Source organism: Streptomyces sp. SAI-127 (assembly GCF_029894425.1).
Classification (GTDB): Bacteria; Actinomycetota; Actinomycetes; order Streptomycetales; family Streptomycetaceae; genus Streptomyces.
The window spans coordinates 9,070,163-9,085,238 of record NZ_JARXYJ010000001.1 but is presented as its reverse complement, the minus strand read 5'-3'; the positions used below and the strand labels follow the sequence as shown (position 1 = coordinate 9,085,238).

Below are 15,076 nucleotides of genomic sequence, written 5' to 3'. Positions count from 1 at the left end.
CCCCCACGTTTGAGGGAGACATGAAGTTCCAAGGAGTGCTGTTCTTCCCGGTGACGCCGTTCGCCGCGGACGGCTGGCTGGACGAGGAACGGCTCGCGCAGCACATCGACAGCGGCGTCGCTGCCGGTGCGGGCGGCGTGTTCGTCGCCTGCGGCACCGGTGAGTTCCACGCGCTGACGCCCGACGAGATCGAGCGGGCCACCCGGGTCGCGGTCGACACGACCGCGGGCCGGGTGCCCGTCCTGGCCGCGGCCGGCGGCCCCACCCCGGTCGCCCGCGACCAGGCCGCCCGCGTGGCGCGGGCCGGCGCCGACGGCATCCTGCTGCTCCCGCCGTACCTCGTGACGGCCCCGCAACAGGGCCTGGTGCGCTACGTCGAGGAGGTCACCGCCGCGAGCGAGCTGCCGGTGATCTTCTACCAGCGCGGCACCGCCCGCCTCACCGAGGAGACGGCCGCCGAGATCGCCGCACTGCCCAGGGTCGTCGGCCTCAAGGACGGCCTCGGCGACATCGAGCGGATGCACCGCATCGTGCGCGCGGTGCGTGCCGTACCGGGCACGGAGGACTTCCAGTTCTTCAACGGCCTGCCGACGGCGGAGATGACCGCACCCGCCTATCAGGGCATCGGCGTCCCGCTGTACTCCTCCGCCGTGTTCGCCTTCGCGCCCGAGATCGCCCTCGCCTTCCATCGGGCACTCGCCGCGGGCGACCGACCGCTCCTCGACACCCTCCTCGACGAGTTCTACGGCCCACTCGTCCAGCTCCGCGACGAGTTGCCGGGGTATGCCGTGGCGCTCGTCAAGGCGGGAGTGGCCCTGCGTGGACTGGCCGTCGGTGGCGTACGGGCGCCCCTGGTCGATCCGGCCCCGGAGCACATCGCGCGCCTGTCCAAGCTCATCGACCACGGCCTGGAGGTGGTCGGCGCATGAGCGACCCCACTCGGATCAAAGAGCTGATCGTCACCCCGATCGCCTTCCGCGACCCGCCCCTGCTCAACTCCAACGGCGTCCACGAGCCCCTCGCCCTGCGCATCATCCTCCAACTCGTCCTGGAGGACGGCACGGTGGGCCTCGGCGAGTCCCCCGGCGGCGTCGCCCGCCTGGAACGACTCGAGGCCGCCGCGAAGGTCGTCGCAGGCATGGACGTCTTCGACACGACCGCCGTCCGCGCCGCGATCGACGCCGCCCTGCTCCCGACCGTGCCCAGCTCCCACGAGCGCGGCTGGACCACCTCCGCGGTGGAGGTGGCCTGTCTCGACGCGCAGGGCAAGCTGCTCGGCCGCCCGGTCAGCGACCTGCTCGGCGGGACGGTCCGGGACTCGGTGCCGTTCGCCGCGTACCTCTTCTACAAGTGGGCCGAGCATCCGGCCCTCGACGGCCGCGCCGCCGTCGGCGACGACTGGGGCGAGGCCCTGGACCCGGCCGGCATCGTGGAGCAGGCCCGGCTGATGCAGGAGCGGTACGGGTTCAGGTCGTTCAAGCTGAAGGGCGGTGTCTTCCCGCCCGACGAGGAGATCGCCGCGATCAAGGCGCTCGCGGAGGCCTTCCCCGGGCAGCCGCTGCGGCTCGACCCCAACACGGCCTGGACGGTGGAGACGTCCAGGTACGTGGCCCGTGAACTCGACGGTGTCCTGGAGTACCTGGAGGACCCGACCAAGGGCATCGAGGGCATGGCGGCGGTGGCCAAGGACGCGCCCATGCCGCTGGGCACCAACATGTGCGTGATCGCCTGGGAGCACCTCAGGCCCGCGATCGAACAGAACGCGATCCAGGTGCTGCTGACGGACCACCACTACTGGGGCGGTCTGCGCCGCACCCGTGAACTGGCCGCGGTCTGCGAGGCGTTCGGGCTCGCCCTGTCCATGCACTCCAACTCGCACCTGGGCATCAGCCTGGCCGCCATGACCCACGTGGCGGCGGCGATCCCGAACCTCGACCACTCCTGCGACACGCACTACCCGTGGAACTCGGCGGACGACGTCGTCCTCCCCGGCGTCCTGGAGTTCCGCGACGGCGAGGTCAAGGTACCGACCGGACCCGGCCTCGGCGTGGAGCTCGACCACGAGGCCCTGGACCGGCTGCACCACGTCTACCTCGACTCCGGGGTACGCAGCCGCGACGACACCGGATACCTACAGCGCTTCCAGCCCGACTACGAACTCAGGCTCCCCCGTTGGTGACCGTCCCCCCATGAGACAGGGCGCCCGGCGAACCCGGGCGCCCTGCCTTTGCCGACCCCTTGGGAGCGGGGCCGGGCACGGCGGACGCGCCCTACCATGCGAGCCGTACGGCCCGACTGGATCCCGGATCCTCCCGAAACACCCCGAGCACCTGTCCCGCGGCCTGGTCCTGGTGAAGTGGTGGCTGCCGGCCATCACCCACCATCCGGTCCTGGGCCTCGGGGGCGGCATCCGCGCACTGATCGGCCTGCTGCCTTCTTCGGCGGCGTCTCCCTGCTCTTCACCGGCCACTACGCCGGCGGCATCTGGGACCGCTTCAGGGGTTCGGTGTATGTGTGGGATCTGGGCAGCGGCCAGCTCGGCGAACCCCTCCCGACGGCGCCGCCCAGGCACTGGCGTGCACCGTCCTGAACGGCCGCACCATCGCCGCCATCAGCACGAACATTGACGAATTGCACGTTTGGAACATTCGAACACGTGAACGTATAGAGTCCTTCGCAATTCCGGGCGTGAGAGACGTGGAGTTTCTCGCCGATGGCGTAGCGATGGACCGCGATATCGCGGTTGAGCGCCGTGCCCGTCATCTCACGCTCGCAAGGCGTTACGACCGCTGCGGCAGCGGCTCCCTGATCGGCGCCGTCAGGAACTGGACGTGGCACGGGTCGATCTGTTCGCGGCCATCCGAGGGGACTCGCGGAGCGAGGGGCTGTTGATCAGGGCTCTGGCCCGCAAGTACGACGTTCACCGCCGGACGGTGCGTGAGGACAGGTCCAGATAAGTGGGACTTACCCTTGAAGGCTCGACAGGCCCGCGGCAGCATCAACCCATGAGCCGTCGTATCCGCGCCGGGCAGCCGACGTACGACGAAGTTCTCGCAGCGGCCTTCGATTTCCTCCATGCCGAGGGCTTCGTCGGGCCGGAAGCGACCCAACTTGGCCACATCTACCGCCGTCCCGGCCTCCACATCCAAATCTGGCTCCACCTCGGACGCGAGTCGGAGGTCTCCACGCTCGTCGAGCGCTTCACCGGAGACGGCACCCGAGAAGCGGCATGGCTGGAATGCCTTTACGTCGCAGCTGGATGTGGCCCCGCCCAGGACGTACCCGGCTCGGTGCAGTCGGGACGGGCAATGTTCAAGCGGCTCCGGCAGCAAGCCGCTGGGCTCGAACGCCTTCTGCCCGCGATCGCCGGACCGGAAGCGTCAGCCCTTTTCGCCCGCTGCCCCACGACCAGACACTCTCCCTGAGCTTGGGGCGCACAGCGGAACGGCCCGGCAACCATGGGGCCATCTGACGACGTTTGAAGACGGACCCTAGTGCTTCACACCGGCTCCTACCGCCCGTTTCCGCGGCCGTGCCGTCAGGCGCGTCTGATGCTGCTCGTGCCATAACGGCCCTATCTCGGCGATCAGTTCAGCGATCACAACCGGCGACAGCCCGATGCATCTTCCATGATCGGGAGTTACACCGAACGTCTTACAGTCCCCCGGGCCACGGCCAACCGTGCACGAGGACGTTAGAGTCCTTTGGGTCCCTTACGGGCGCGACTTAACGCTGTGACCTGCACATTTACGAGGGACCGAACGGCAGGGACTGAACGTGCACAGGCCCTCCACCAAGTGCGTGTCGTTGCCGGGTGTAGCGGTGGAACGGCACGGCTCTGCCGGCGTATGTACGGGGAAGCGCCCGTCGGCGCCACTGTTCTGAATGTGGGGCCTACGGCTAGTGCTGTGACCGCATAGGTTCGCCGGGTTGGTCGTGTGCTCAGCTCCTCGCCGATCCGTTGCTGATGATGCGCGGAGATCAGCGCAAGGTGACACCTTCGTGATCCATACTCTGTGGCGGAAGCTTCGGGGAGGGCATGTCCTTGCAGCACAGCGGTGGGATTACACGAGCAGTCAGGCGAGCAGCGGCCGTTGTCGTTGCCGCTGTCCTGATGAGCGGTTGTTCGTCGGACGATCCAGCGCAGGCCAAGGAGCGGCAACGGGATTACTGCACCAAGCTGGGGTCCTGGCAGGACGCGGCGCACGCCACGACAACCGGCGAGCCAGACGCCGATGCCGGTGACGGACAGAGTGTCCAGTCGCCCGAGTTCGATAACACCGAATCGGCAGGGCATGCGGTCATCGAGGCCTCGAAAGGGCTTGACCGGGCAGGCCTGGAACACGGTGGCACCGACATCCTCGATGACACCGTCAACGCGGTCGGCGGCGACATCGGGGCTGAGGGTCGTGCAGTGTCCTACTGCGATAGCTCAGGTTTCGAGACCTTGGTCAGTTCGGCTGGCTAGTGCTATGAGCGCATGGGTTCGCCGGGTCGTTCAGGCCGCGGCGGCGAGGGGGCGTCTGCCCCATCGGATGACCTTCTCGCTGCGGATGCGGGCGCGTTCCTTGCGTTCGGCGGCCAGGACGCCCGGGTGGCGGGCGTTGGCGTTGCGCCAGCGCAGGTAGGCGTGCAGGGCCCGGGTCTGGACGGTGTGGTTGGGGTGGTGGGAGTTGGCGATGGTGAACTGCCGCAGCGGTCCGAAGTGTGCCTCGATGGGGTTCGCCCAGGAGGCGTAGGTCGGGGTGAAGCACAACTCGACCTTGTTCTTCTTCGCCCAGCGGCGGACGTCGGCGCCCTTGTGGGCGGACAAGTTGTCCAGGATCACGTAGATCGGTGCGCCGTCGGGCCGGGCGGCACGGATCGACTTCAGCGCGGCCAGCGTGTTCGCGGCACCTTTCCTGCGGTGGTTGACGCCCCACAGGCGGTCGTCGCCGACCGAGTAGCAGCCGTGGAAGTACCGGACTCCGTGAGTGCGGTGGTAGGTGGCCGGCAGCCTGTCGGGGCGTTTCCGTGGTGCCCAGCCCGAGCCTGCGGTGGGCCGGATGCCGAGCGGTCCGAACTCGTCGAAAGCGAAAACCCGGTCCGGGAAGCGGTCCAGGACCTCCTCGATCCGGTCCAGCTTCGCCTCGCGGTCCGGGTCGGGAGATTCCTTCCAGGTCTTGGTGCGCTGGAAGGTGACACCGCGGCGGGCGAGCAGGCTGCGTAACGCTTCGCGGCCGATGCGAATGATCCGGCCGTGGACTCTGCGCAGGTAGGCGACAAGTTTGCGCAGTGACCAGCGAGTGAAGGGCTGGCCGAGCTTGACCGGGCGGGTGGTGGCCGTCTGGACGACGAAGTCCTCGTCGTCAGGGCTGAGTTGGCGGGGACGGCCTCCCGCCCACTGAGGGTCCAGACAGGCCAGGCCGATCTCGTTGAACCGGTGGATGACATCCCGGACGGTGTCCTCGTCGGCCGCCACGAGTTGGGCGATCACCGGCACGCGGTTCCCGCCGGCCGAGGCCAGCAACATCATCGCGCGCCGGTAGCGCACCGAGTTGGTACTGCCCCGGCGCACGATCTGCTGCAGCTTCTGCCCCTCCTGGTCGGTCAACCTGCGCACACGGACAGGCTCAGCCACCGCGCCTCCAGCGGTCGGATCGGACGTCACCCCACATCCAACCGCCACCACGGCCAGCCCGGCGAACCTATGCGGTCAGAGCACTAGATAGAGGCTTCGCGACCGTGGTCCTTATGACTTCGGCCGAGCAGTGGGCGTTCTGCGATGAGCTGAAGTCCTTGAGGATCATGTATAGGCGGATGCCTGAGCCTTGTAGAGGGCGGCGTAGTGCAGGCCGGCCGCCATCAGCTCCTCATGGGTTCCGTTCTCCACGACCTTGCCGTCCTCGAGAACGACTATTTGGTCCACCATCCGCAGTGTGGAGAACCGGTGCGATATGAACACGGTGATGCCGCCTCTGCGTCTGCTGGTTACAGCGGCTCGCTCGGCGATCTGCTCGAACAGGTCGTGCTCCGCCTGAGGGTCGAGTGCGGCAGTCGGCTCGTCAAGGACGGTCAGGAGGGGTTCCTCCCGCATCAGGGAACGGGCGAGCGCCAGTTTCTGCCACTGCCCGTGGGAGAGTTCGGTCCCCGCGTGTGAGGTGCCCAGCAGGGTGTTCAGTCCGTGCGGCAGTACGTCGATCAGGCTTGCGGCGCCTGCTGCGTCGACGGCCCGGCGTACCACCGTCTCGTCGTCTTTGCGTGCCATGTCGCCGATTCCCACCACCTGGCTGACGGGGAGGTGGAATTTGGAGAAGTCCTGGAACACGGCTGCATTCCTGGCATACCACTGCGCGGGGTTCATCGCTGTGGTCGGCCGACCATCGAGAGCGATCTCCCCTCGTACGGGACGGTACATGCCGAGCAGCAGCTTGATCAGAGTGCTCTTTCCCGCACCGTTGAGTCCGACAATGCCCACCGTCGATCCCGGCGCGATGGACAGGTTGATGTGCGACAGAACCTCGTGGTCGTGGTGGGGGTAGGTGAACGACACGTCCTTCAGGACAAGTCCGTGGCCGATACTGGTCGGTGCGGGTTCCCGGCCGCCGGGATGACCTGCTTCGTAGTCCTGCAGCCAGAGGTATTCAGCCGCGACCTGCCGGACCTCCGCGATTTCTCCGACTCCGCCGACCGCGTCCGACACTTGTAGGCGCAAGCGGACGGACAGGGTGATGACCAGGATGACGTCTCCCAGACCTGCTTGGCCTCCCTGGACCAGTTGCGCAACGACGGCCAGCGCCCCGACGAGGCCCACGGCGTAACAGGCCCAGCCGGCGACCTGCCACAGGGCGGCCTTCGCGCGAGCCGTACGTTCCGCCGCCGTGCACTCCTCCCACCGCTGATCGGCGAGATCGGACAGATGGGCACCGCTGCCTGAAATCCAGATCTCCTTCGCGGAATCGGGAGAAATGCACAGGGAATGCAGCCGTCGCTCGTGCCGCATGGTCTCGGCCACCCGTTCCTCCGCGGCCGCCACGATGCGATGCCCCCGTTTGCCGAACCAGATCGGCGGCGCGGCGAGAACCGCCAGCCCTATGACCGCCGGGCTGATGGACGCGAGGAGCACTATCGACAGGCCCAGGCTCAGCGCCGCGGCGGCCGCGTCCGCGATCGTCCAGCAGGATTGGGCGAGTTTTCTGGTGCCCCGCTGGAGAATAGCTATTCGATTGAGGTCTCCGGACTCCTCCAGGTGCGTGATGGTAGGAATGTCCGCCGTAGCCCGCAGCGTCTCGTCCGTGAGCAGCATCGCCACTCGATCGGCCAGGTCACCCTGCAGATGTGTCTGAATGCGATGGCATGCTCCACGGACGACCTGACCCGCCATAGCGACACCGACCGCGGTCAGGACCCCGAGGGTGATTCCGCCGCGGCAGGACTCCACGATCCAACGCTGGCTCACCGCGATGGCGCTGATGGACAGTGCGTAGGCCACAGTGAGCACGACGATCAGCCTGGCGGCTCTGGGATCGGTACGACGGGACAGGCGCAACACGTGTCGCAGGACCGAGAAGATCCGGGAGGGAGCCGTTCCGCCGACTTTGCCTGTGGTGGTTCGCGCGGCTTTGGTGAATGGCTTCATGAGTTCGCCCTCTGCGCCTGGAAGCGCGAAGCTTGCAGCTTGAAGAGTCTCGCGTATTCGCCGCCTGCGGCCATGAGTTCCGAGTGGCTTCCGTTTTCTGCGAGTTGGCCGTCCTGGAGGAGGAGTATCCGATCGGCGTTGCGTATCGTCGACATGCGGTGGGAGATGAGGATGACGGTGGCTGACGGCACGCTCTGAACGACACGTTGGTAGAAGTCGGCCTCCGCATGGGGATCGAGGTGGGCGGTCGGCTCGTCGAGGATCAGGCAGGTACGTTCGTGATCCATCGCGTACAAGGACCGGGCGATGGCGAGTTGCTGCCACTGACCGCCGGAGAGACCGGTCGCCGACGTCCCGGCCGACCACAGCGATGTTTCCACGCCGGCGGGCAGGTGGGAGAGGACGTCCTCGGCGCCGGAGCGGCGCACCGCCTCCAGCAACTCCGCCTCATGACTGTCCTGCTCGGGCGCCGACAGCCACACGTTGTCTGCGACAGACAGCGGATAGCGGACGAAGTCCTGGAATACGACGGTCAGTCTGCGCCGCCAGTCGTCGATGCGAACCGATGTAAGGTCCTGGCCGTCGAGGAGGATCCTGCCACCGGTCGGGCGGTACAGGCCGGCGAGTAGCTTGATCAGCGTGGTCTTGCCGACGCCGTTGCCTCCGACGATGGCCGTCACTTCTCCGGGGCGAACGTCGAGCGTCAGACCGTCGAAGACCTTGTGCGGTGAACCCGGGTAATGGAAGGAGACCGCTTCGAACCGGATGGCAGGTCGTTCAGCGAGAAGGGGCAGCCGACCGGTTTCCGAAGCCGACCATTCCCGACCTCGTCGGCGCAGTCGGGAGGTGGCTTCAAACCCACGGAGGCCGATCTCGATGTCGTAGGCCTCACGGCCGATGAAACTGATGCTCAGAATGGCCCACATCGACACAAGACACGTGGTCAGAGTGGCGATGGAAATCCTTCCGGCCAGTGCGGCGAGGCCGGGCAGGAGCATACCGATCAGCACCGACCCGCCAGCGAGGATCAGGGTCCAGTGCTGCCGTCCGAGCACGCCCCGCAGCACAGTCAGATAGGTGTCGATCCACTGCTGAGCCTCCTGGTACCGCAGGTGCACGAAGTGTGGGGACAGCCCGTACAGCCTCACCTCTTTGGCATCGGTGCCCTCGCTGAGGACCGAGGTCCAATAGCGCGTGCGTCGTTCGATCGGCGCGGCCCCGTCCTGCGCCCGGGCCAGGTAGAGCCACTGACGGCGCAGCAGGGTGCGGGTGAGTAGGGCGGCGGCGAGCACGGTGGCCGCCAGAGCCCATGAGAACGCGACCGCCATGACGACGGCGGCGATCACCGCGCTGAGTAGACGGCCGGCCAGGCTCAATTGAGCCGTGGCTGCCATTCCCGGCGAGCGCTCCCGCTCCTGGTTCGCCGGACCGATGTCCGAGGCACGCACGATGTCGGCTTGAAGTGCGGAGTCCTCCAGATGCGCGATGGTTTCGGGCGACAGCGCGAGGCGCCGTATGTCCGACCGTAGCCACCCGTCCAGGCGTTGGGCGATGCCGCGCTCGAGTACGCTCTTCGCCGCCTCGAGGACGTGTCCCAGCAAGAGCACTCCGCCGAGGCCTACCAGCAATACAGTGGTCGAACTGCCCGAAGAGCTATGCGGATTGGACAGTCTCGCCGAGATCGTCCGTGTCAGGTGTCCCGCGAGCAGGGCGTTCACGCCGGGCAGCAGAGCGTTGGCGAGGACGACGACGATGAGACACGGGACGGCGAACGGGCCGCCATGCCTTAGGAACAGCAGCAGTCGGCCCCTGGAGCGCCAGGCCTTCCGGGTCCTGCTTACGGAGAGACCCGCCCGGTCCTTGAACGTCGGCGCATCCGATCGGCTTGCCTGTTCGTAGGCGTCGTGGCTATTCACCGTCGCTCCGGCGTCGTGAGGTCCGGACGGCAGGCGCATGCTTCGCGCATGCCGGTATGCCGCTTGTCACGCCTTGTCTCTCCCCTGGTCGGCCTGCTTCGGACGGTGTACACGGGAGTGCTCCAACTACCCGGCTGTCATCCGGTGTTGACCGTGATTGTCTTGGGCCGCTGGTATTCGGTGAGCGCGAGAACACTGAGGTCGGTGCCGTGCCCCGACTGCCCGCGACCGCCGTGCGGCAGTTCAGCGGTCTGCTCCAGGTGGCAGTTGACCCACACCTCTCCGGCATTGATCAGCCGCGCCATGTGGAGGCCGCTGCCCACCGAGGTGCTCCATACGCTCGCCGCGAGGGCGTGGGGCAGGCTATTGGCCATGAGCACGGCCGCCTCCTCGTTCTCCGCCTCCTGCACGGTGAGCGCTGGCCCGAACGTTTCCTCGGTGATGACGGGGGCGTCGTCCGGCAGGTCCGCCAGGATCAGTCCGGGCCGCCAGTACCCTTCCGTCTCGTTGTCGGCCAGGGCCATCTCGGCGACGTGCCGGATGCCCGCCGGGGCCGCATCGATGATGCGGTCGTACCGGTCGAGCTGTTGAGAGTTGTTGAGCGGGCCAAAGTCCACGCCTGCCCGGCGTCGCCCCATTGCTGCGGCCAGACCTTCGATCACCTTGTGGTAGTTGTCCCGGAGGGTGATGATCCTGGCCGGTGCCGCGCAGCTCTGGCCCGCGTTGTAGAGGCAGGCGTCGACCAGTCTCAGGTAGGTGTGGTCGGGAGCGTCGGGTAGCACGATCGCAGGGCAGTTTCCGCCCAGTTCGAGGCTCACCCGGCGTGTCCCCGCAGCGGCCACGACGTCCATGCCGCCTGCTTGGCTTCCGGTGAATGCGACCGCGTCCACGGCGCTGCGCACCAGCAGCCTGCCGGTTTCCCGATCGCCGGGAATTACAGTGAGCACCCCACTGCCCAAGGCCTCTTCGGCATCCTCGGCGATGCGCAGAACACTGTCCGGGGTGGTCTCGGCCGGCTTCACCACCACCGTGTTTCCCGCAGCCAGCGCCGGCGCGATCCGCCAGATCGCCATCAGCAGTGGGTAGTTCCACGGCACAATCACGCCCACCACCCCCAGCGGCTCCCACCGGACCCAGCTCTCCCGGTGCGGCAACCGATGTCCGCTGCCGGGGGTCAGGTCGGCGCGAATCGCGCCGGCGTAGAAGCGGAGCAGGTCCGCACACTGCGCGACCTCCCCGGCGGCCTCGGCACGAGGCTTTCCGGTTCCCGCCTGCTCGGCGTGGATGTACGCGTCGGCCCTGGCCTCGACGAGTGCCGCCAACCGAAGCAGGGCGCGTGAGCGCTCGCCTGTCGTCGTGCCTGCCCAGCCGGGCTGTGCGCCCCGCGCCGCCTTCACCGCTGCGGCCACGCCCTGCTCATCAGTCTTGGTGACATTGCCCCGGGGGCGGCCTGTGCGCGGGTCGACGAGCATGACGGTGTCCATCTCGCCCGAGGTTCCGTCAGTCTTCGCGGGTTTCTCCTGAGTTACCAAGCCGTCCTTCTCCATCCGCTGTCAGATGCAACCGGAGTACCGCCAATTCGTCCCCCCACATGTGAGCGGCCAGGGCAACGTAACCCTGGCCCTACTCCCCGACAAGGCACCGGCGATCCTTAGAGGATCTCTTTGCACTTCCGAAGAAAGCCTTTGCCATGCATCTGTGGCGGCCGCGGGGTACGGGATTGACACACCGGGTAGACAACCCCACGATTGAAACGCTCCTGTCGCTCACTCATCGCCAGTTAACTCTCCTATCAGCAAGAGAGATTGACTGTCACCGCCATATGTCCTGCGGTCTCGCCGCAGACACGTCAGCGCGTGCTGGTGACGTGGAGCGTGAGAAGGAAAGCGCACTCATTCGAGAGAGCCAATCGAGTTTGCGAGTGAAAGTTGATGAAGGCTCTTTGCCTCAGCGAGCCTTCTGCCACGTACGTCATTCCTGACGCCTCGGAAAGAGAGCCATATGCGCGGGTTCAACTCCACCGGACACCTCCGTTCCCTCCCGCAGTGCCCTCCTGTGCAGGTGCGCGACGGAAAGGGCTTCGACCTGCTGGGAGTGACCGGCCGCTCCGGCCCACAGGCGGTTTCGTTCTCGGGCCATGCCATCGGTCTGGACGAGATATGTATGGAGCCGGGGACCCGGTTCGACATGCACGAGCACGAAGGCGACCACATCCTCTACGTCCTCGACGGCGAAGGAGCCATCTGGATCGGAGGATCGCTCTACCCGCTGAAGCAGGGAGACTCCGTCTTCGTTCCCGCGGAGTGCCCTCATGGGGTGACCACCGCGCAGGGCTGCGACAGCGTTTTCAGGTTCCTGGCCTTCGGAGTTCCGCACCATCCGCTGGACGACGACCACAGGATGCGGCTCGTCGAGACCCACGAGGTGTGACCCGCGATGCAGCAGACACTCGATGACATCGCGACCACTGTGGCCGACGTCCTCGCCGGACTGCTGGAGTCGCAGGACGAGGCTCCCGCACTCGACCGCGGCGCGTTGGAAGGCGCCTCGCTCCATGACCTCGGGGTCGACTCACTGACGCTTGTGCAGTTCACCCAGTGCGTCGAGGATACGTTCCAGATCCGTATCGAGGACGACGACCTGACCCAAGAGGCCTTCACCAGTTTCGACAGCGTGTGCGCGTTGGTGGCGCGCTACCTCGACGCCGGGAAAGCTGGCAGCCGCCAGGCGGAATCTCTTCCCCCCGCTGCCGGGCGACGGCCGGACGTCAGCGGCCCGGCAGTCACCGCACAGTGGGCCGAGGCCGGCCTGGAGGCCGAGCTGCTGGTTTGTACAGCGCGCGTCGGCATGACGCGGGAACACGTCGAACGCGCACTTTCTCTGCTGAGCTCTACCGAACCCCGCCTGGACTGGGGCTTGTTCATGGACCTCGCCACCAGGCACCGGGTGCTGGGGCTGGTCGCGCACAACTTCGACCGGGAGGGCCTCGGCCCGATCGGCACGGTCCGCAGGTCCATTCTGCGCGCGGTCTACCTGTACAACCGCGGCCGGGCCCAGGCCTGGGAGCGCGAACGCCGTCAGCTGTTCACCGCGTTCGACAAGGACGGCGTACGGCCGGTCGTCCGCAAGGGCTCGTACCTGTCACCGCACGTCTATCCCGACCCGGCCATGCGCTACATGGAGGACACGGACCTGTACGTCGCCGGCGACGACGTCGAACAGGTCGCCGCCACCCTGCAGCGCCTCGGCTACCAGCAGGGCACCGACTCGGCCGACCGGCGGACGGTCGGCCCGTTGCCCCGCACGACCGCGCTGTTCTGGGGATTCAACGTCGCGGCCCTGCCCCCGTTTCTCCGGCCCACGAGCGACCCGTACATCGACGTGTTCTCCATCGACCTGCGTCGCGACCTGATGGAGCCGGCCAGCGGGAAGAGCCTGCCCGCAGAAGACTTCCGGAGCCGGGCACAACGGGTTCGCCTCGCCGGTGATACGGCGTGGGTGCCGAGTCACGAGGACATGTTCCTGGACCTGGGCATCCATCTGTTCCGGGAGGCCACGACCCTCAGCTCCATCCGCTCCGGCAAGGATCTGTGCCTCATCCGCTTCGTCGACATGGTGCAGTGGTACCGGCACGCGGAGAGTGCGCTCGACATCGATCAACTGGTCCGGCTCGCCGAACGGTACGGCGTGGAGGCGGAGTTCTACTACAGTCTGCACTTCACCGACGTGCTGTTCCCCGGTGTGCTCGATCCGGGGCTGCTGAGGCGACTGCGTCCCGACGATCTGTCGTACCTGGACGAGTACGGTGCCCTTGACGGGAGTCCCGCCACCTGGCCGGTCGGCTTCCGGGCCAGGATGTTCGACCGGAACCGTGTCCGACACGTCTCCGAGCCTTCCGCGCTGCCGCGGCCCCGACGCCAATGGTGAGTGCGGGGGCCCGGACGGGGCGGCCGGGAGTCGACGTCTACTGCGGGATCCCGGGCACGTCGCCGCTGCTGGAGCCGACGCTGATCACCGAGTGGTTCGACAACGCTGTTATCCAGTACCGGGATCTGACCTGTCTAGTCGAAATAGGTCCCTCGGGCACCGAGACGTCGAGGATCACCTATCAGGCGCTCGGCCGGGCCGTCGACGAACGTGCGAAGTGGCTGCGTGAGGCAGTCCCCTCAGGTACGGCGTATGTCGGGGTGCGGGTCTCCAACACCGCCGACAGCATCGTCGATCTGCTGTCCGTCCTGCGGATCGGGGCCGCCGCGGTCATCGTCGACGACAACGACGCCGAGGAACGACGCGAGGAGCAACTCGGCCTGCTGTGCGGGGCGGTGATCGAAGCCACGCCGGGCGGCCGTCGGGTCCGTCTGCAGATCCCCACATTTACGGGCACACAGCCGGACAGCCGACCTATCGCCTTCGTGCTGTACACCACCGGATCCACCGCCGCCTCGAAGCCGGTCGCGCAGAGCCACTACTCCGTCCTGGTCAACGTCCGGGCGACGATCCGGCACCACCGGATGACCTCGGGCCAGACCATGGCGTGTGCCCTGCCCGTCTCACACGTCAACGGGCTGCACTTCGGTGTCCTTGCCACCCTGCTCAGCGGCGGAACCTGCGCCCTGTTCCAGGGTTTCGACCCCCTGTCCTACCTCCGTGGCCTCGCCACAGTGGGCGCCACCCGTGCGACCACCGTGCCCAGTCTGCTTCAGGTTCTGTCGGAACTGAGGCGCTGGCCCGACCTGCCGGCACTCCGGTACTTCATCAGCGCGGCCGCCCCGCTCGCCCGGGGGACCGCTCAGGCGGTGTACGAGCGGGGCCGACACCGTGTCGTACAGGGCTACGGACTGTCCGAGTGCATGAACTTCGCGACCACGATGCCGGCCGACCTGGCGGGACCGGAGTACGAGGACCATGTGCTCGGCCGCGAGGTGCCCGCCGTGGGCCATCCGCTCCACGGATGCGAGGTCGCGGTCCTCTCCCGCGACGGGCGGACCCTCGGGGAGGGCGAGGTCGGCGAAGTGGGCGTACGAGGACACTCTCTGATGTCGTGCTACGTCGGTGACGAGGAGGCCACCGCCCGCACCCTGCGCGACGGATGGCTGTGGACGGGAGACCTCGGGCGACTCGACGTGACCGGGGGCCACCGCCCCTGGCTCACTCTGGTCGGGCGGCAGAAGAACGTTGCGAAGTGCGGCGGGGTCTCCGTCTCGCTGGAGGAGGTCGACCGGTGGATCACCGTCATGCCGGGGATTCGCGAAGCCTGCTGCGTCAGACGCGCAGACCCGCGCCGCGGCGACGCCCTGACGGCGTTCTACGTGGCGCTGCCGGGCAGTCGTCCTGAGTCCCGTGACCTGATGGCGCACGTCCAGCGCAAGTTTGACACCCAACTGCTCGGGCTGCGGACCGTCGAGATTGGTGAACTCCCCCGACTGCGCTCGGGAAAGCTCGACCGCCGCTCCCTGGAACAGCGCCTCTGACGGCAGCGGGAGACCAGGTGGGCCTACGCGACACGCTGCCCGATTTCCTTCCGGCACAAGCACGGTGTCGC

General features: G+C 67.4%; 11 protein-coding genes. 7 read left to right on the top strand and 4 right to left on the bottom strand.

The genetic code is table 11. The annotated features are described in order from the left end of the window. The first annotated feature begins 20 nt into the window (after nucleotides 1-20). From M2157_RS41710 to M2157_RS41690, 4 genes are all read left to right on the top strand, one after another. Nucleotides 21-929, top strand: a complete 909-nt coding sequence (locus M2157_RS41710) for a 5-dehydro-4-deoxyglucarate dehydratase (protein ID WP_280867760.1) — start codon at nucleotides 21-23, stop codon at nucleotides 927-929. Continuing rightward, nucleotides 926-2,179 carry a glucarate dehydratase family protein gene (locus tag M2157_RS41705; protein WP_280867759.1) on the top strand — a complete coding sequence of 418 codons (1,254 nt, stop codon included), beginning with the start codon at nucleotides 926-928 and terminating at the stop codon, nucleotides 2,177-2,179. Before M2157_RS41710 ends, M2157_RS41705 begins: the two co-directional genes overlap by 4 nt. Before the next feature lie 826 nt (nucleotides 2,180-3,005). After that, a complete protein-coding gene (locus M2157_RS41695; protein WP_280867758.1) occupies nucleotides 3,006-3,425 on the top strand; it encodes a hypothetical protein in 420 nt (139 codons plus the stop codon). A gap of 614 nt (nucleotides 3,426-4,039) precedes the next feature. Beyond that, nucleotides 4,040-4,468, top strand: coding sequence for a hypothetical protein (locus tag M2157_RS41690; protein ID WP_280867757.1), 429 nt, complete (start codon nucleotides 4,040-4,042; stop codon nucleotides 4,466-4,468). Between the two features lie 30 nt (nucleotides 4,469-4,498). Here the strand turns inward: M2157_RS41690 and M2157_RS41685 are convergent, their stop codons facing one another. From M2157_RS41685 to M2157_RS41670, 4 genes are all read right to left on the bottom strand, one after another. Continuing rightward, a complete protein-coding gene (locus tag M2157_RS41685) occupies nucleotides 4,499-5,620 on the bottom strand; it encodes an IS630 family transposase (protein ID WP_348541822.1) in 1,122 nt (373 codons plus the stop codon). 165 nt (nucleotides 5,621-5,785) lie between these two features. After that, nucleotides 5,786-7,618: an ABC transporter ATP-binding protein gene (locus M2157_RS41680; protein ID WP_280867755.1), complete on the bottom strand. Its 1,833-nt coding sequence runs from the start codon at nucleotides 7,616-7,618 to the stop codon at nucleotides 5,786-5,788. Further along, nucleotides 7,615-9,534 carry an ABC transporter ATP-binding protein gene (locus M2157_RS41675; RefSeq protein ID WP_280867754.1) on the bottom strand — a complete coding sequence of 640 codons (1,920 nt, stop codon included), beginning with the start codon at nucleotides 9,532-9,534 and terminating at the stop codon, nucleotides 7,615-7,617. The genes M2157_RS41680 and M2157_RS41675 overlap by 4 nt, the downstream gene beginning before the upstream one ends. Before the next feature lie 137 nt (nucleotides 9,535-9,671). Then, on the bottom strand, nucleotides 9,672-11,081 hold the full coding sequence (locus M2157_RS41670; RefSeq protein WP_280867753.1) for an aldehyde dehydrogenase family protein: 1,410 nt from the start codon (nucleotides 11,079-11,081) through the stop codon (nucleotides 9,672-9,674). 514 nt (nucleotides 11,082-11,595) lie between these two features. Here M2157_RS41670 and M2157_RS41665 point away from each other — a divergent pair. Genes M2157_RS41665 through M2157_RS41655 form a run of 3 tightly spaced genes read left to right on the top strand, consistent with a single transcriptional unit; the run spans nucleotide 11,596 to nucleotide 15,005 of the window. Further along, nucleotides 11,596-11,964 (top strand): cupin domain-containing protein, encoded by a 369-nt coding sequence (locus M2157_RS41665; protein WP_280867752.1) that lies wholly within the window; start codon nucleotides 11,596-11,598, stop codon nucleotides 11,962-11,964. Between the two features lie 6 nt (nucleotides 11,965-11,970). Continuing rightward, the gene (locus M2157_RS41660; protein ID WP_280867750.1) at nucleotides 11,971-13,461 is read left to right on the top strand and encodes a nucleotidyltransferase family protein; all 1,491 of its coding nucleotides are present in this window, start codon (nucleotides 11,971-11,973) and stop codon (nucleotides 13,459-13,461) included. Beyond that, on the top strand, nucleotides 13,455-15,005 hold the full coding sequence (locus M2157_RS41655) for a class I adenylate-forming enzyme family protein (RefSeq protein ID WP_280867749.1): 1,551 nt from the start codon (nucleotides 13,455-13,457) through the stop codon (nucleotides 15,003-15,005). The genes M2157_RS41660 and M2157_RS41655 overlap by 7 nt, the downstream gene beginning before the upstream one ends. Nucleotides 15,006-15,076 lie beyond the last annotated feature (71 nt).

Bases quoted from the DNA above. Each gene is read 5' to 3' on its own strand.
- M2157_RS41695 (WP_280867758.1), top strand. From the start codon at position 3,006: ATGAGCCGTCGTATCCGCGCCGGGCAGCCGACGTACGACGAAGTTCTC.
- M2157_RS41660 (WP_280867750.1), top strand. From the start codon at position 11,971: ATGCAGCAGACACTCGATGACATCGCGACCACTGTGGCCGACGTCCTC.
- M2157_RS41670 (WP_280867753.1), bottom strand. From the start codon at position 11,081: ATGGAGAAGGACGGCTTGGTAACTCAGGAGAAACCCGCGAAGACTGAC.
- M2157_RS41680 (WP_280867755.1), bottom strand. From the start codon at position 7,618: ATGAAGCCATTCACCAAAGCCGCGCGAACCACCACAGGCAAAGTCGGC.
- M2157_RS41705 (WP_280867759.1), top strand. From the start codon at position 926: ATGAGCGACCCCACTCGGATCAAAGAGCTGATCGTCACCCCGATCGCC.
- M2157_RS41710 (WP_280867760.1), top strand. From the start codon at position 21: ATGAAGTTCCAAGGAGTGCTGTTCTTCCCGGTGACGCCGTTCGCCGCG.
- M2157_RS41690 (WP_280867757.1), top strand. From the start codon at position 4,040: ATGTCCTTGCAGCACAGCGGTGGGATTACACGAGCAGTCAGGCGAGCA.
- M2157_RS41655 (WP_280867749.1), top strand. From the start codon at position 13,455: ATGGTGAGTGCGGGGGCCCGGACGGGGCGGCCGGGAGTCGACGTCTAC.